This is a genomic window from Dickeya oryzae (assembly GCF_020406815.2).
Classification (GTDB): Bacteria; Pseudomonadota; Gammaproteobacteria; order Enterobacterales; family Enterobacteriaceae; genus Dickeya; species Dickeya oryzae.
Window position 1 is genome coordinate 1,748,043 of record NZ_CP162670.1, and the last position, 16,211, is coordinate 1,764,253.

A 16,211-nucleotide genomic window follows, 5' to 3' on the forward strand; every position below is an offset into this window, starting at 1 on the left:
GCATTGATAATATTAGCTATATAGACAGGCTCACTTCCCCACAGCCACCTGTCCTTTTTCCTTCACTATTTCGTCATCCGCGCTTCGCCAGTCTGTCACACAATGTTGTCAACATAATCTCCAATTTCCCTGACTGAGACGTCAACTCTGCCGATAGCTGGCTGCATTCCGGCTCGGTGTTGGGGTTAAGCAAAATCCGTGTGCCAGTTGGGATGCGGAGTTGAACCTGCGAGCAGGAGTTTTTTATGGACAGGTTATCTAGACATCCTACCACTGTGTATCAGGCCATCGCCGCCCGGCTGGAAGAAGAGCTGCGCACGGTGTATCGCTGCGGTGACTATCTGCCGTCCGAACAGCAACTGGCGGCACGTTATGACGTCAATCGCCATACGCTGCGTCGGGCGGTGGATGAACTGGTCAATAAAGGGCTGGTTCAGCGTCGGCGTGGCATCGGCATTCTGGTGCTGATGCGTCCTTATGATTACCCATTACACGCGCAAACACGTTTTAGCCAGAACCTGCTGGAGCAGGGCAGTCATCCCACCAGCGAACGGTTGCTGGCGGTGTTGCGACCAGCTAATGCATCCGTGGCGGCGGCGCTGGGGCGGGAAGAGGGCGATGAAGTGATTCATCTGCGAACCCTGCGCCGGGTTAACGGCGTACCGGTATCACTGATAGATCACTACCTGCCGAATCTCGACTGGTGGCCCGTACTACAGCGTTTCACCAGCGGGTCGTTGCACGAATTTCTGGCGCGTGAGCTACAACAGTCTCTCACCCGCCGTCAAACCCGCATCAGCGCCAGGGCATCACAGGCGAAAGAGGCGCAACTGCTGGAAGTCGCGCTGCAAACCCCGTTGATGTGTATCCGCACGCTCAATACCTGTAACGGCAGCGACCGGGTGGCGGAGTATTCCGTCAGTCTGGCACGCGCTGACATGATCGAATTGACCATGGAGCACTGAATGACAACCCAAACCCCACGGCAGCGCTGGCTGTCGGTACTGGCGCACAGCGATGTGGAGCAACTGCGGCGTCACTGGCTGTCGCTGGCATTACAGCCGTCCTGGCAGTTGCTACGCGCACCAGAAATCGGTTTAACCCGCTTGCAGGCGCGCATGGGCGCAACCGGCAATCGCTTCGTGCTGGGCGATGTTACCGTCACGCGGGCGGTGGTCCGGCTGGATGACGGTACCTGTGGCTACAGCTATGTGATGGGGCGAAATAAACCCCATGCCGAACTCTGCGCATTGATTGATGGCTTGCTGCAACAGCAAGGTACCCAAAGCGCGTTTTACCAACAACTGATCGTGCCGCTGGCGGCGACCCATGACGAGTTGCGTCAGCAACGCGCACGAGAAATTGCCAGCAGCAAGGTCGATTTCTTTACGCTGGTGCGGGGAGATAACGCATGACGTTACTGGCAGGCTTTTCCCATCCGTGGCGCGATGCGCAGTACGCCTTTCGCCGCATATTAAAAGCGATGAGCGAACCGGGCGTGGTGGTATCGCTGGACCATGACAACGGTTGGGACGGTTTATCGTCTTCCGCTACCGCCGTGGTCTTGACGCTGATGGACCGTGAAACACCGCTCTGGCTGGATCCCGCGTTATCGCAAGAGGTGCTGTTGTCTAACCTGCGGTTTCACACTGGGGTGAAACTGGTCGAGCGTGAAGCTGCCGCTTTCGCCTTGCTGCCGGTCAGCCGGGAACTGTCACTGGCGGGGTTTGCGGCCGGTGACGACATAGTACCGGAAAACAGCACGACGCTGGTGCTGGAAGTGCCTGCACTGGGTGGCGGTCGGGCATTACGCCTGAGCGGGCCGGGCATTGCCGAAGCGCGGATGATCGCGCCGCAGTTACCCGCCAGTGTGCTGGATTACCTCGAACATCGCCCGCATGCGTTCCCCGCCGGGCTGGACTTTCTGTTTACCTGCGGCAACGCGCTGATGGCGTTGCCGCGTACCACGCATGTGGAGGTGTGCTGATGTATGTCGCGGTGAAAGGGGGCGAGAAAGCCATTGAGGCCGCCCATCAGTTACAGGCGAACCTGCGGCGTGGTGATACCCGGCAGGCCGAAGTGCAGACCGTGCAGATTGAGCAACAACTGGGACTGGCGGTAGACCGGGTGATGACCGAAGGCGGCATTTACGACCGGGAGCTGGCGGCGCTGGCCATCAAACAGGCGAGCGGTGATCTGGTCGAGGCAATTTTTTTACTGCGCGCTTATCGCACCACGCTGCCCCGGCTGGCGGATAGCCTGCCGCTGGATACCGGGCGGATGCAACTGGAGCGACGTATCTCGGCGGTCTATAAGGACCTGCCCGGCGGACAGGTGCTTGGTCCCACGTATGACTATACCCACCGGTTGCTGGATTTCGCCTTGCTGGCGGAAGGTGAAACACCGCGTGCGCCCAAGGCTGAGGAACCGCTGGCGGAATACTGCCAGCATATGTTTGACATGATGACGGCGGAAGGGCTGGCGGCGGTCGAGGAGGATGATGGCAGCGAGCCGCTGGATATCACGCGCGATCCACCGACGTATCCGATGCCGCGCAGTGCCCGCTTGCAGCAACTGGCGCGCGGCGATGAAGGCTTCCTGCTGGCGTTGGGGTATTCCACCCAGCGTGGTTATGGCCGCAACCATCCGTTTGCCGGTGAGATTCGTACCGGTTACGTCACGGTGGAGATAGCGCCGGAAGAGTTGGGGTTTGCGCTGGAAATTGGCGACATCCTGTTGACCGAATGCGAAATGGTCAACGGTTTTACGGTGCCGGAAGAGAGACCACCGCATTTTACCCGTGGCTACGGGCTGGTGTTTGGCCGTGCGGAACGCAAAGCGATGGCGATGGCACTGGTGGACCGGGCGTTACAGGCTCCTGCCTATCAGGAACCGGTTGGCAGCCCGGCACAGGACGAAGAGTTTGTGTTGTCGCACGCCGACAACGTAGAAGCCGCGGGTTTCGTTTCTCACCTCAAATTACCGCATTACGTCGACTTTCAGGCCGAGCTGGCGCTGCTGCGTCAGTTACGCCAGCCACCGCAGGAGGAGCGCGATGAACACGCTGAGCGGGTATAACCCCGGTTATCTGGACGAACAGAGTAAACGCACGATTCGGCGCGCCATTCTTAAAGCGGTGGCGATCCCCGGTTATCAGGTGCCGTTTGGTGGCCGGGAGATGCCCATGCCCTACGGTTGGGGCACCGGCGGCATCCAGCTCACCGCCAGCCTGATTGGCGATGACGATGTATTAAAAGTCATTGATCAGGGGGCGGACGATACCACTAACGCGGTGTCGATCCGCCGCTTCTTTCAGCGGGTCAGCGAAGCGGCGACCACCGAGCGTACCGTCGAAGCGACGCTGATTCAAACCCGTCACCGTATTCCAGAAACACCGCTGCGTGAAGATCAGATTCTGATTTATCAGGTGCCGATTCCTGAACCGCTGCGCTTTATCGAACCGCGTGAAACGGAAACGCGCAAAATGCACGCGCTGGAGGAGTACGGCATCATGCAGGTGAAACTGTATGAGGATATCGCCCGCTTCGGGCATATCGCCACCACCTACGCGTACCCGGTGAAAGTGAACGGTCGCTACATTATGGACCCGTCACCCATTCCTAAATTCGACAACCCGAAAATGCATCAGATGCCAGCGCTGCAACTGTTTGGGGCCGGGCGTGAAAAGCGGATTTACGCGCTGCCGCCTTACACCAACGTGGAAAGCCTCGACTTTGATGACCACCCGTTCAGCGTCCAACGCTGGGATCAACCCTGTGCACTGTGCGGATCGCACGACAGTTATCTCGATGAAGTGGTGATGGACGATCTGGGCACCCGGCTATACGTCTGTTCCGATACCGATTATTGCCGTGAACGTCAGGAGGCGGGGCACCATGAATCACATTGATCACGCAGCGGTGGAGCAGGCGGGCAGGCTCATCGTGGAAAGCGGTGATGATGCGCCGTTGTTGCAGGTGCGCAATCTGACCCACCTGTATGCCCCCGGTAAAGGGTTTAGCGAGGTGTCGTTCGATCTCTATCCCGGTGAGGTGCTGGGTATTGTCGGTGAATCCGGCTCCGGTAAAACCACGCTGTTACGGGCGATTTCCGCCCGGCTGACACCGCAGGCCGGGCAGATTGATTATCAGGGCCGCTCGTTATACGCCATGAGCGAAAGCGACCGCCGCCGCCTGTTACGCACCGAGTGGGGGGTGGTACACCAGCACCCGATGGACGGGCTGCGGCCCCGCGTGTCAGCGGGCGGCAACATCGGCGAGCGGCTGATGGCGGTCGGCGCTCGCCACTACGGCGATATTCGCCGTCAGGCCGGGCAGTGGCTACAGGACGTGGAAATCCCGCTGTCGCGGCTGGATGACCTGCCCACCACCTTTTCCGGTGGGATGCAACAACGGTTGCAAATCGCCCGCAATCTGGTGACCCACCCGAAGCTGGTGTTTATGGATGAACCGACCGGCGGGCTGGATGTGTCGGTACAGGCGCGGTTGCTGGACCTGCTGCGCACGCTGGTACGCGACCTGGGGTTGGCGGTGGTGATTGTGACCCATGACCTCGGTGTGGCGCGTCTGCTGGCGCATCGGCTGTTGGTGATGCGTGAGGGCAAGGTCGTGGAAAGCGGCCTGACCGACCGGGTGCTGGATGATCCACATCATCCTTATACCCAGTTACTGGTGTCGTCGGTGTTGGGATAAGCGCAACTGGCGATGAGGTGAACTATGACAACCGAAGGCACATCCATGACCATTCTGCGCGTGGAAAATTTGAGTAAAACCTTTGTGCTGCATAACCAGCATGCCGCCCGGCTGCCGGTGTTACATCAGGCCAGCCTGACGGTATCGGCCGGGGAGTGTGTGGTGTTGCATGGACACTCCGGCAGTGGCAAGTCCACGCTGTTGCGCTCTTTATACGCCAATTATCAGCCGGATAGCGGGCAGGTGTGGGTACGCCATCGTGATACGTGGGTAGATCTGGTGACGGCCCCGGCCCGGCAGATACTGGCGGTACGACGCGACACCATCGGCTGGGTCAGCCAGTTCCTGCGGGTGATCCCTCGTATTTCGACGCTGGAGGTGGTCATGCAGCCGCTGCTGGAACGCGGTGAAGACCGTGCCGTGTGTGAAGCATGCGCCAGCGCACTGCTGACCCGCCTTAACGTCCCGCGCCGGTTATGGACGCTGGCCCCCGCCACCTTTTCCGGTGGTGAGCAGCAGCGGGTCAACATCGCCCGTGGTTTTATCGCCGACTATCCCGTGTTGTTGCTCGATGAACCGACGGCCTCGCTGGATGCCGCCAACCGCGACGCGGTGGTAGGGCTAATAGAAGAAGCGCGTGCGCGTGGCGCCGCCGTGGTCGGTATTTTCCACGATGCAGAGGTGCGTGCCCGCGTGGCGGACCGCCTGCATCACATGGCACCCGTCACGCAGGAGCTTACGGCATGAGTGCGACGACTCAGATCACCAATACAATCCATATCACCAATACAACCCAGATAATCAATAATGTCCAACTGGTGTTGGCAAACGAGGTGGTCAGCGGATCGCTGGCCTGGCGTAATGGCATAATTGAAGACTTTTCTTCTACGCCCAGCCAACTGCCGCAGGCGCTGGACGGAGAGGGCGGCTGGCTGTTGCCCGGATTGGTCGAGCTGCACACTGACAATCTGGACAAGTTTTTTATGCCACGCCCGAAAGTCGACTGGCCGGCACATTCGGCGATGAGCAGCCACGATGCGCTGATTGTCTCCAGCGGTATTACCACGGTGCTGGATGCAGTGGCGATAGGGGATGTGCGCGATGGTGGCCACCGGCTCGACAACCTGCGGCGCATGATTGATGCCGTGGTGCATAGCCAGCAGCAGGGGGTAAACCGGGCACAACATCTGCTGCATCTGCGGTGCGAATTACCGCACGACACCACCCTGCCGCTGTTTGAAGCGCTGATGGATATCCCGGAAGTGGCGCTGGTGTCGCTGATGGACCACTCGCCGGGGCAACGGCAGTTTGCGACGCCGGAAAAATACCGCGAGTACTATCAGGGGAAATACCGGCTGAACAATGCCGAGATGGATGCGTTTGAAACCGAGCAGCGCATGCTATCCAAACGCTGGTCAACGCCAAATCGACTGGCGATTGCCGCTCACTGCCGTAAGCGCGGTATTGCGCTCGCCAGTCACGATGACGCCACCGAAGCCCATGTGCATGAATCGCTGGCGCTGGGTAGCGTGATTGCCGAGTTTCCTACCACGGAAATCGCGGCGCAAGCCTCGCACACCCTCGGCATGAAAGTGCTGATGGGGGCACCCAATATCGTGCGTGGCGGTTCTCACTCCGGCAATGTGGCGGCGTCTCATCTGGCGGAGCAGGGGCTGCTGGATATTCTGTCATCCGATTATTATCCCGCCAGTTTGCTGGATGCGGCGTTTCGCCTCGCTGACGATGAGCGCAATAGCTTTACCTTGCCGCAGACGGTGGCGATGGTCAGCGACAATCCGGCACAGGCGGTCGGGCTCGTTGACCGGGGACGGATAGCTGAGGAGCTGCGTGCCGATCTGGTGCTGGCGCACCATGCGCACGGGCAGGTACGAATCCGTCATGTCTGGGCTCAGGGACGGCAGGTGTTCTGATGGCACGGCTCATCTGGCTGACCGGGGCGTCCGGCTCCGGCAAAGACACGCTGCTGGATGCCCTGCGGCAGACCGAGCCAGTGCGCCTGCTGGTGGCGCATCGGTATATCACCCGCCCGGCACAGGCGGGGGGAGAGAACCACATCGCGCTGAGCGAGGCGGAGTTTGCCTATCGTCGTGAGCACAACCTGTTCGCGTTGCACTGGCAGGCACACCAGTATCAGTACGGTATCGGCATTGAAATCGATCAATGGTTATCTGCCGGGCTGGATGTGGTGGTCAACGGCTCCCGGTTTCACCACCAGCAGGCAGAACAGCGTTATGGCAGCCGGTTATTACCGGTGTGTTTGCAGGTGTCTGCGGCGGTGCTGGCACAGCGGTTACGCCAGCGTGGGCGGGAAGATGACGCGCAGATAGCGCTGCGGCTGCAACGGGCCGATGCGATGGATATCCTCCCGGCGACGTGCCGACGGCTGAACAACGACGGACCACTGACGCAGACGCTACAGGCGTTCCACACCCTGCTGGCGGCTGAAAAACGAGAAACTGAAAAATGGACGTGATGCTATGGAGCTGATGCTATGGATCTAATGTTTATGGGCACCGGTGACGCACAGCAGGTGCCGTTGACCGGTTGTGGGTGTATCGCCTGCGAACGTGCGCGTCGGGATCCCCGTTTTCGGCGTGGGCCAAGCAGCGTGATGATTCGATGTGATGGCGAGGTGACCTTGCTGGATGCGGGCGTGACGCAACTGGAGCAGCGTTTTGGCGTGAATGAAATCCGCCGTATTCTGCTGACGCATTACCACGTCGACCATGTTCAGGGGCTGTTTTCGTTGCGTTGGGGCATCGGCGATCGGATCCCGGTATTCGGCCCACCGGATGAACAAGGTTGCGATGACTTGTATAAACATCCTCGACGGCTGGATTTTCAACCGGCGATGACGCCGTTTCAGACGGTGGCGATGGGCGCGTTACAGGTGACGGCACTGCCGCTGAATCATTCCAAACCCACCTTTGGTTATCTGCTGGAAACCGGTCGCCATGCCGTGGCGTACTTAACCGACACCTGTGGCCTGCCGGATGACACCCTGGCGTTTTTGCGTGGTAAGCGGCTTGAGCATATGGTGATGGACTGCACCCAGCCGCCGCGCGACACGCCACCGCGCAATCACAGTGATCTGAACACCGTATTGCAGGTGCGTGAGTGGTTACGCCCGGAACACACCTGGCTGACCCACCTCAGTCATGAAACAGACGCCTGGCTGATGCAAAACACCCTGCCGGAGGGCGTACAGGCCGCTGCCGATGGGGCATGGATTATTGTGTGAGCTGTTATCTGATAACCAATTGCTTTGTAAGTAAATCATTTCTATTTCAACGCGCCGTGGTGGTTTATTGACGCGGCGTGCCTGATAGTGTTTGGTTGTGCATAACGGTAGGCGTTGGTGAGCGGGGATATTGGCTTACCAACGCGCACGTTGCCGTCGTTGTTCTGTAATGTTCATTTTCTAATCACAAAGCTGTCATCAAGTCTTCATCTGCACTGCGCTTAATAGCGTCCATAGTGTTGACTAACCGTAAACGATGACGAAAACCATGGCACAGGCACTGTTAGCATCCGAAAGCGCGATTGAACTGCGCACCTACCAACCCCAGACACAATCACAGTCTCCCATTCTGTCCGTCCGGCAGCTATGCAAAGCCTATTCCGGGCAGCAGAAACGGGTGCTGGAGAACATCAATTTTGACCTGCACGCCGGTGAAATGGTGGCGGTGATTGGTCGCTCTGGTGCCGGTAAATCGACCCTATTACACGTGATGAACGGCACGATCCCGGCCAGCGAAGGGCAAATCCTGCGCTATACACAATCGCAGGTTGACACACAATCGCAGGTCGACCTGCACGGCGAGACGCAGGATGTGCTGCAATTCAGTCGTCGTCAGATGCGCCAGTGGCGCAGCGAATGCGGCATGATCTTTCAGGATTTCTGTCTGGTGCCGCGACTGGATGTGCTGACCAACGTACTGCTGGGTCGTCTGAGCCAAACCTCGACCCTGAAATCATTCTTCAAGCTGTTTTCCGACGAAGACCGCGCCCATGCCATTGGGCTGCTGCAATGGATGAACCTGTTGCCGCATGCGTTGCAACGGGCGGAAAACCTGTCTGGCGGCCAGATGCAGCGTGTCGCCATCTGCCGCGCATTGATGCAGAACCCTAAAATCCTGCTGGCCGACGAGCCGGTCGCCTCCCTCGATCCGAAAAACACCCGCCGCATCATGGACGTGTTGCGACAGGTGAGTGACAACGGCATCACCGTGGTCGTCAACCTGCACTCGGTCGAGCTGGTGAAAGAATATTGCACCCGGGCAATTGGTATCGCACAAGGGCGCATCGTGTTTGACGGTTCGCCGTCAGCATTAACCGACGGGTTGTTGCGTACCTTGTATGGCGACGACCTGCAACCGGTTCATTAATTCTCTGTTTGACATCGCATTACTACACATCATCTTGGCATAACGACAAAATAGGCAAACCGATGAAAAAAACTTTTACGTTGACCACGTTGCTGGCCGGTGCGGTAGTGTCCGCCAGCGTATTCGCCGCGGAAACACCGAAAACCCTGAACCTGGGCATTTTGGGCGGGCAGAATGCCACCCAGCAAATCGGCGATAACCAGTGCGTCAAACAGTTTCTGGATAAAGAGTTGAACGTGGACACGCAAATGCGTAACTCGTCTGATTACGCCGGTGTCATCCAGGGGCTGTTGGGTAAGAAGATTGATCTGGTGCTGAGCATGTCGCCCTCATCGTATGCGTCGGTGTACATCAAAGATCCGAACGCGGTGGATATCATCGGTATCGTGGTGGATGACGCAGACCAGTCGCGTGGTTACCACTCGGTGGTAGTCGTCAAAGCCGACAGCCCTTATAAAAAGCTGGAAGACCTGAAAGGCAAAGCGTTTGGTTTCGCCGACCCGGATTCCACCTCCGGCTACCTGATTCCTAATCAGGCGTTTAAACAGCAGTTCGGCGGTAATGCGGATAACAAGTACAACAACTTTTTCTCCAGCGTGACCTTCTCCGGCGGCCACGAGCAGGACATCCTCGGTGTGCTGAATGGCCAGTTTGATGGCGCGGTGACCTGGGCATCAATGATCGGTGACTACAACACCGGTTATACCAGCGGCGCGTTTGGCCGCCTGATCCGTATGGACCATCCGGATCTGATGAAGCAGATTCGTATTATTTGGCAATCGCCGTTGATCCCGAACGGTCCTGTTCTGGTGAGCAACGCCTTGCCTGCGCCTTTTAAAGCCAGGTTGATCGCCGCGGTGAATAAGCTGGATAAAGAAGACCACGAGTGCTTCATCAAAGCGGTCGGTGGCAAACAGCATATCGGCCCGGCCAGCGTGGATGACTACAAAACCATCATCGAGATGAAACGCGAGCTGACTAAAGGCAACCGTTAAGCACGGCTAGCGGTATTGCGCCGGGCTATCGCTCCCGGCGCGTCCCTGAATCCGCGGTGCATCATGGCGCGATATTGAGGACGGTAGCACAGGCAGGATGCCTTTTTCGCTTTATGGCGACGCCGACCCGCTCATCTGTTTTCCACCATCCAGACTAAACGCATGCTGAACCCTGATTTTGAACGCTACTACCAGCGCATACGCACGCAGCAAAAGCGCGAGTCACTGACATGGGCGCTGGTGCTGGCCGTGCTGTATATCGGCGCGGGCAAATTGTCCGAATTTAATCTGAACACCCTGTGGACATCGTTCCCCCATTTTTTTGACTACCTGTCGGAAACGATGCCGGTATTGCACTGGCATCTGCTATTGGCGGATGGTCATACCGAAGGGTCACTGGCTTACTGGGGATACCGCCTGCCTATCCAGTTACCGCTGATTTGGGAAACGCTCAACCTGGCGCTGGCAGCCACGTTATTCTCGGTGGCGGCATCGGTGGTGCTGGGCTTTCTGGCTGCCGGGAATACCCAGAGCGCGCCAGGTATACGTTTTACTATTCGTGCCTTGGTGGCGTTTTTGCGCACCATGCCGGAACTGGCGTGGGCGGTGATGTTTGTGATGGCCTTTGGTATCGGCGTCATCCCCGGATTTCTGGCGCTGGCGTTACACACCATTGGTAGCCTGACCAAGCTGTTTTATGAAGCGATCGAAACCGCCTCAGAACGGCCGGTACGCGGGCTGGCCGCTTGTGGTGCCAGCGTATTACAGCGCATGCGCTTCGGGTTGTGGCCGCAGGTCAAACCGATTGTACTCTCCTATAGCTTTATGCGGCTGGAGATCAACTTCCGCCAGTCCACCATTCTTGGGTTGGTGGGGGCCGGGGGCATCGGTCAGGAACTGATGACCAATATCAAACTGGACCGCTACGACCAGGTCAGCATCACCATGCTGCTGATTATTGTGGTGGTTTCAATGCTGGATGCGCTGTCCGGATGGTTGCGACAGCGGGTAGTGGAGGGCAGCAAATGAACATGACCTCGCTGGCGTCGACGGATATCGCCGCCATCAAACAGCAACACCCCGAGCTATTCAGCCAGCAGCGCCGTTATCTGTGGCGTGTCGGGCTGACGGGGGCCGCCGTACTGCTTTACTACGTGGTGTTTCTGGTGTTTTTCGGCATCAGTATCGAGCAGTGGGTGCGCGGCTTCGGTGAATTAGGGCGCTACTTTATGCGCATGTTCGTGTGGCACGACTTTGCCAACTGGCCGTTTGGCTACTACCTGTCACAGATATTTATCACCATCGCGATTGTGTTCGCCGGTACGCTGACAGCCACGTTGGTGGCGTTACCTCTGTCATTTCTGGCGGCCCGTAACGTGATGCACGCGCCGATATTGCGACCGGTCGCGTTGCTGGTGCGCCGTTTGCTGGATGTGTTACGCGGTATCGACATGGCGATATGGGGGCTTATTTTTGTGCGGGCGGTGGGGATGGGGCCGCTCTCCGGCGCGCTGGCTATTTTGATGCAGGATGCCGGTTTGCTCGGCAAGCTGTACGCCGAAGGGCATGAAGCGGTAGAACGTTCGCCGAGCCGTGGGTTGAGCGCGGTGGGTGCCAACAGCCTGCAAAAACACCGCTTCGGCATTTTTACCCAATCGTTCCCCACCTTTCTGGCGCTCAGCCTCTACCAAATGGAGTCGAACGTGCGCTCCGCCGCCGTGCTGGGGTTTGTCGGCGCGGGCGGTATCGGGCTGGTGTATGCCGAAAACATGCGACTATGGAACTGGGATGTGGTGATGTTCATCACCCTGATTCTGGTGGTGGTGGTCATGCTGATGGATGTGTTATCCGCCCATTTGCGCCAGCGTTATATCATCGGCAAACCGTTGCCGTTGTTTGAGCCGGAATCTTCGTCACACTAACTCATTGCCACTAATTATCGTCACACTCATCATCCGTCATACTGAGTTGACGGACTTATCTGTTTGTTATAACGCCGGTTTTCTATACGGGGACCGGCGTTTTTATTATCCCATCCGATCATTCCCCTCGCGGGATATCACAACGATAGATCTGAATACTACCCAGTTGCTTACTGTGATGTTCGTCACAAAAATGAGTTCATGTCCGGCCTGCTTGCCTCGTGTATTTTGCCCCCGTTTTGCCGCAAAAAACCCTCTTGCCACCTGCGCTTAGTTAACATTCCTTCAACGTTTGTAAGGATTTGGTTATGAAAACTGTCATTTAAATAACACTTGAGCATCACTATTCTTAATGATAATTATTGTCATTATCAATATCACGGAGGGTGAAGGCGATGTCAGAGACACAGTGGGCGGTAATGGATGCGGCGGTCATGGAGAGTGGGCAGAGAACCAATGCCGATTATCTGGAGCGTCAAAGACGGTTTGAATCCAATGTGCGCAGTTATCCGCGCAAATTACCGCTGGTCATCCAGCAAGCACAGGGTGTGTGGGTGACGGATGTGGACGGCAACCGGTATCTGGATTGTCTGGCAGGGGCGGGGACGCTGGCGCTGGGGCATAACCACCCGGAGGTTGTCGCCAGTATTCAGGCATTTCTGGCATCGGGCCTGCCGATGCACACGCTGGATCTCACCACGCCGCTAAAAGATGCCTTCTGCGAAACCTTGCTGGCGCTGTTGCCGGGCGGTGAAAGCCAGTATTGCCTGCAATTTTGCGGCCCTTCGGGGGCAGATGCGGTTGAAGCGGCGCTGAAGCTGGCGAAAACCTATACCGGTCGGGGCGGCATTATCAGCTTCTCCGGCGGTTATCACGGCATGACACACGGTGCCCTGGCCGTGACCGGCAATATCGGCCCGAAAGAAGCCGTACAGAATTTAATGCCCGGCGTTCAATTCCTGCCGTATCCCCATGAATACCGTTGCCCGTTGGGGATTGGCGGTGACGCAGGTGTTGAGGCACTCAGCCGCTATTTCACCGGGTTTATCGATGATGTCGAGCGCGGTATGTCACTGCCGGCTGCGGTTATCGTTGAAGCGGTGCAGGGCGAGGGCGGTGTTAACCCGGCACCGGCACGCTGGCTGCAAACGTTGCGCGAGGTGACACGCCGTCACGGCATCCTGCTGATCGTGGATGAAGTACAGGCCGGGTTTGCCCGCACCGGCAGTATGTTCGCCTTTGAACAGGCGGGTATTGAGCCGGATATCGTCGTGATGTCGAAAGCGGTGGGCGGTGGTTTACCGATGGCGGTGCTGGGCATTCGACGCGAGTTTGATGTCTGGAAACCCGGTACTCACACCGGCACCTTCCGTGGCAACCAGATGGCGATGGCGACCGGGAAAACCACCATTGATATTTTGCTGCGCGACAAACTGGCGGCGCAGGCGGCGGCACGCGGTGAATGGCTCAAACAGCAGTTCATGCAGATGCAGCCACGCTTCCCTTGTCTGGGACAGGTGCGTGGTCGTGGCCTGATGCTGGGCATCGAAATTGTTGATGAGCGTCAGCCCGTGCAGGCCGGTAGTTGCTACCCGCTGGATGCTGACCTGGCCGCCGCTATCCAACAGCACTGTTTCCGGCAGGGGCTGTTGCTGGAGCGGGGAGGCCGACAGGGTAATGTAGTCAGGTTGCTGCCACCCCTGATTATTACCGAAGAACAGTGTCGCAGCGTTGTGGCACGTTTTGAGCAGGCGTTAACTGACGCGGTGGCGCAAATCCGCCATCGGTAATTCAGCGTGAATAGCCCGTCATGATCCGAAAAGCGAAATAATAAAAGCCAATTGCTGGCGGCGTTATTACGGGCATCACCTTGGGCTGAACAGATTATTTGATGATATGTGCTGGTGGGAACATCAGCGTTTTATTGACTGGGAAAATAATAATGAGGTTGCAGGAATGAAGGTTCGGGCATTATATGCGTTGACGCCATTATTTTTATTTACACAGGCTGACGCAGCAGATAGTACAAATAAAAATGACAGCGAAATGGTGGTCACGGCGTCCCGAACGGATACCGAAAAAAAAGATTCGCCTCAGGTTGTAACCATTATTACCAAAGAACAGATTGAACAGCAGCGACAAATTACCAGTGATTCTTCCCAGATATTAAGTAATTTATTACCGGCAATGGCACCGAGCCGCCAGAAAATGAGCGGTAGCGGTGAAACATTCCGTGGTCGCGCGCCGTTGATCATGGTCGACGGCATTCCGCAGTCGAACCCGTTGCGTCCTACCGGGCGTGAAATGCACACCATTGATTTCTCGATGGTAGACCACATCGAAGTGATTCACGGTGCCAGTGCCAGCAACGGTATTGGTGCGACCGGTGGCGTTATCAATATTATCACTCGCCGCCCGGAACCGGGCTCGTTTAACCAGCACTTCAGCGTGGAAACTACCTCGCCGACGAAAGTCAGCTCAGACACCATGAGCTACAAAACCACTTACGGGTTCAGTGGTCGCGAAGAGTATCTGGATTACCTGTTCTCCGTCAGTTATGAAGATCAGGGGCTGTTTCTGGACGGAAAAGATCGCCCGATTGGGGTGGATAATACCCAGGGCGACCTGATGGATTCGCGCGCCTATGACGTGATAGCGAAGGTCGGCTACTGGCTGGATGATGACCAGCGAATCCAGTTCAGCCTCAACCGTTATCAGATCAAAGGCAAGATGAACTATCTGGGCATTGCCGGTGACCGCGATAAGGGTATCCCGACCACGTCCATATCCGGTCGTCCGGTCGGCGATGCGCCGATGAACAGCGTCTGGACTACCAGCGCTACCTACGATAATTACAATCTGGCGGGCATGAAACTGAACTCGCTGGTGTATTACCAGAATTACGAGTCGTTGTTCGGCGCAGATAACTCCGCCTCTTTCCAGGATGTCCGCATTGCGCCGCTGAATAAGCTCTATGACCAGTCACGGGTGACCTCCAGCCGTTACGGTAGCAAAGTGGCGCTGACCAAAGACGATATCTGGGATGACTACCTGAAAGCGACTGTGGGGTTCGATACCCTGTTTGATACCGGCAAGCAGGATTTCTGGCTGACCAAGCGCATCTATGCACCGCAGATGAAATACACCGATCTGTCGCCGTTTATGCAGTGGGATATTCAGCCGGTCGATTCACTGAAAATTACTACCGGGGTGCGCTATGAGTACGCCCGACTGGACATCGACAGTTTCCGTACGGTGGCGGCCAGTACCGCCAAAGCGCCGAATAACAGCGTGGATGTGCAGGGCGGTCGGCTGAGTTTCAACAAGACGCTGTATAACGTGGGCGCAGTATGGACCACGCCGTATCAGCCATTGAGCCTGTTCGCTAACTATTCACAAGGCTTTGGTATTCCTGACGTAGGCCGCACGCTGCGTGGCATTAAAACCGCCAATCAGTCGGTCAATATGCTGCCGCTGGAGCCGATTGTCACGGATAACGTTGAAACCGGTTTTCGTATCGATAAAGACCCGGTGACGTTTGAGATGAGTTACTACCGCTCGACCTCTAAGCTGGGCGAACGTGTGGTGGATGTCAACGGCACCTTCCAGAGCGAGCGCCAGAAAACCCGCATTGACGGTATCGAAACTTCACTGGGCTACAAAGTGAATGACGACCATAGCCTGAAGTTCGGTTATTCCCACATTCAGGGATGGTATGACAGTGACGGCAACGGCAGCCTGGACAGCAAGCTGGACGGCTTAAATATTCCGCCGGATCGCCTGACCGCCAGCTGGTCTGCCAACTGGACGCCGCAGTGGTCTTCCTTTATTCAGGCCAATTACGCCTTCGACAGAATTATGGATAACCGTCAGCAGGACTTTAACGGTTATTTACTGGTGGATGCCGCCGTTGGTTATAAATTGCCGAAAGGCAGAATTAATCTGGCGGTCTCTAATTTGTTTGATAAGGAGTACATCACGTATTACTCGCAAAGCGCGATTGTGAACTCCCTGCGTTATTTCTCCGGTCGGGGAAGAACCGTGACATTAGGATATAGCGTTGACTTTTAATTCATGTCCCGCCGAAAGGCGGGGCTATTTCCCGTGCGTTAATCAGGATAGTTAACCGTCGCCACGACATCACCGGCCGATTGTTATTCTTATGGAGCAGAG

The 16,211-nt window shown here is 56.9% G+C and carries 16 protein-coding genes; all 16 read left to right on the forward strand.

The features are described 5' to 3' along the window. Window positions 1–245 precede the first annotated feature (245 nt). The 16 genes from phnF to LF929_RS07640 all read left to right on the forward strand — a co-directional run bounded on the left by phnF (window position 246) and on the right by LF929_RS07640 (window position 16,109). A complete protein-coding gene (gene phnF / locus LF929_RS07565; RefSeq protein ID WP_012885258.1) occupies window positions 246–965 on the forward strand; it encodes a phosphonate metabolism transcriptional regulator PhnF in 720 nt (239 codons plus the stop codon). After that, the gene (phnG, locus tag LF929_RS07570) at window positions 966–1,415 is read left to right on the forward strand and encodes a phosphonate C-P lyase system protein PhnG (protein WP_226093411.1); all 450 of its coding nucleotides are present in this window, start codon (window positions 966–968) and stop codon (window positions 1,413–1,415) included. It begins immediately after the preceding gene. Continuing rightward, window positions 1,412–1,987, forward strand: a complete 576-nt coding sequence (gene phnH / locus LF929_RS07575; protein ID WP_226093410.1) for a phosphonate C-P lyase system protein PhnH — start codon at window positions 1,412–1,414, stop codon at window positions 1,985–1,987. The genes phnG and phnH overlap by 4 nt, the downstream gene beginning before the upstream one ends. After that, on the forward strand, window positions 1,987–3,078 hold the full coding sequence (locus tag LF929_RS07580) for a carbon-phosphorus lyase complex subunit PhnI (protein WP_226093409.1): 1,092 nt from the start codon (window positions 1,987–1,989) through the stop codon (window positions 3,076–3,078). The genes phnH and LF929_RS07580 overlap by 1 nt, the downstream gene beginning before the upstream one ends. Then, a complete protein-coding gene (locus LF929_RS07585) occupies window positions 3,056–3,910 on the forward strand; it encodes an alpha-D-ribose 1-methylphosphonate 5-phosphate C-P-lyase PhnJ (protein WP_038908479.1) in 855 nt (284 codons plus the stop codon). The genes LF929_RS07580 and LF929_RS07585 overlap by 23 nt, the downstream gene beginning before the upstream one ends. Then, window positions 3,897–4,712 (forward strand): phosphonate C-P lyase system protein PhnK, encoded by an 816-nt coding sequence (gene phnK / locus LF929_RS07590; RefSeq protein ID WP_226093408.1) that lies wholly within the window; start codon window positions 3,897–3,899, stop codon window positions 4,710–4,712. Before LF929_RS07585 ends, phnK begins: the two co-directional genes overlap by 14 nt. A 24-nt stretch (window positions 4,713–4,736) precedes the next feature. Further along, entirely contained in the window at window positions 4,737–5,459 is a 723-nt protein-coding gene (gene phnL / locus LF929_RS07595; RefSeq protein ID WP_226093407.1) for a phosphonate C-P lyase system protein PhnL, read from the forward strand. Beyond that, entirely contained in the window at window positions 5,456–6,643 is a 1,188-nt protein-coding gene (phnM, locus tag LF929_RS07600) for an alpha-D-ribose 1-methylphosphonate 5-triphosphate diphosphatase (protein WP_210177516.1), read from the forward strand. The genes phnL and phnM overlap by 4 nt, the downstream gene beginning before the upstream one ends. Beyond that, entirely contained in the window at window positions 6,643–7,206 is a 564-nt protein-coding gene (phnN, locus tag LF929_RS07605; RefSeq protein ID WP_038908476.1) for a ribose 1,5-bisphosphokinase, read from the forward strand. Before phnM ends, phnN begins: the two co-directional genes overlap by 1 nt. A gap of 18 nt (window positions 7,207–7,224) precedes the next feature. Next, window positions 7,225–7,974 carry a phosphonate metabolism protein PhnP gene (gene phnP / locus LF929_RS07610; RefSeq protein WP_226093406.1) on the forward strand — a complete coding sequence of 250 codons (750 nt, stop codon included), beginning with the start codon at window positions 7,225–7,227 and terminating at the stop codon, window positions 7,972–7,974. A 268-nt stretch (window positions 7,975–8,242) separates the two neighbouring features. Next, window positions 8,243–9,121 carry a phosphonate ABC transporter ATP-binding protein gene (phnC, locus tag LF929_RS07615; RefSeq protein ID WP_226093405.1) on the forward strand — a complete coding sequence of 293 codons (879 nt, stop codon included), beginning with the start codon at window positions 8,243–8,245 and terminating at the stop codon, window positions 9,119–9,121. A 62-nt stretch (window positions 9,122–9,183) separates the two neighbouring features. Continuing rightward, window positions 9,184–10,116: a phosphonate ABC transporter substrate-binding protein gene (gene phnD, locus LF929_RS07620; RefSeq protein ID WP_038904840.1), complete on the forward strand. Its 933-nt coding sequence runs from the start codon at window positions 9,184–9,186 to the stop codon at window positions 10,114–10,116. Window positions 10,117–10,278: 162 nt separating this feature from the next. After that, window positions 10,279–11,145: a phosphonate ABC transporter, permease protein PhnE gene (phnE, locus tag LF929_RS07625; protein WP_226093404.1), complete on the forward strand. Its 867-nt coding sequence runs from the start codon at window positions 10,279–10,281 to the stop codon at window positions 11,143–11,145. Further along, entirely contained in the window at window positions 11,142–12,038 is an 897-nt protein-coding gene (gene phnE / locus LF929_RS07630; RefSeq protein WP_019846302.1) for a phosphonate ABC transporter, permease protein PhnE, read from the forward strand. The genes phnE (LF929_RS07625) and phnE (LF929_RS07630) overlap by 4 nt, the downstream gene beginning before the upstream one ends. A 419-nt stretch (window positions 12,039–12,457) precedes the next feature. After that, a complete protein-coding gene (locus tag LF929_RS07635) occupies window positions 12,458–13,828 on the forward strand; it encodes a diaminobutyrate--2-oxoglutarate transaminase (RefSeq protein WP_226093423.1) in 1,371 nt (456 codons plus the stop codon). A 166-nt stretch (window positions 13,829–13,994) separates the two neighbouring features. Next, on the forward strand, window positions 13,995–16,109 hold the full coding sequence (locus LF929_RS07640) for a TonB-dependent receptor (protein WP_038906384.1): 2,115 nt from the start codon (window positions 13,995–13,997) through the stop codon (window positions 16,107–16,109). Window positions 16,110–16,211 lie beyond the last annotated feature (102 nt).

Coding starts and splice junctions, on each gene's coding strand:
- phnE (WP_226093404.1), top strand. CDS start 10,279: ATGCTGAACCCTGATTTTGAACGCTACTACCAGCGCATACGCACGCAG.
- phnH (WP_226093410.1), top strand. CDS start 1,412: ATGACGTTACTGGCAGGCTTTTCCCATCCGTGGCGCGATGCGCAGTAC.
- phnF (WP_012885258.1), top strand. CDS start 246: ATGGACAGGTTATCTAGACATCCTACCACTGTGTATCAGGCCATCGCC.
- phnG (WP_226093411.1), top strand. CDS start 966: ATGACAACCCAAACCCCACGGCAGCGCTGGCTGTCGGTACTGGCGCAC.
- phnP (WP_226093406.1), top strand. CDS start 7,225: ATGGATCTAATGTTTATGGGCACCGGTGACGCACAGCAGGTGCCGTTG.
- LF929_RS07640 (WP_038906384.1), top strand. CDS start 13,995: ATGAAGGTTCGGGCATTATATGCGTTGACGCCATTATTTTTATTTACA.
- phnM (WP_210177516.1), top strand. CDS start 5,456: ATGAGTGCGACGACTCAGATCACCAATACAATCCATATCACCAATACA.
- phnC (WP_226093405.1), top strand. CDS start 8,243: ATGGCACAGGCACTGTTAGCATCCGAAAGCGCGATTGAACTGCGCACC.
- phnD (WP_038904840.1), top strand. CDS start 9,184: ATGAAAAAAACTTTTACGTTGACCACGTTGCTGGCCGGTGCGGTAGTG.
- LF929_RS07585 (WP_038908479.1), top strand. CDS start 3,056: ATGAACACGCTGAGCGGGTATAACCCCGGTTATCTGGACGAACAGAGT.
- LF929_RS07580 (WP_226093409.1), top strand. CDS start 1,987: ATGTATGTCGCGGTGAAAGGGGGCGAGAAAGCCATTGAGGCCGCCCAT.
- phnN (WP_038908476.1), top strand. CDS start 6,643: ATGGCACGGCTCATCTGGCTGACCGGGGCGTCCGGCTCCGGCAAAGAC.
- phnK (WP_226093408.1), top strand. CDS start 3,897: ATGAATCACATTGATCACGCAGCGGTGGAGCAGGCGGGCAGGCTCATC.
- phnL (WP_226093407.1), top strand. CDS start 4,737: ATGACAACCGAAGGCACATCCATGACCATTCTGCGCGTGGAAAATTTG.
- phnE (WP_019846302.1), top strand. CDS start 11,142: ATGAACATGACCTCGCTGGCGTCGACGGATATCGCCGCCATCAAACAG.
- LF929_RS07635 (WP_226093423.1), top strand. CDS start 12,458: ATGGATGCGGCGGTCATGGAGAGTGGGCAGAGAACCAATGCCGATTAT.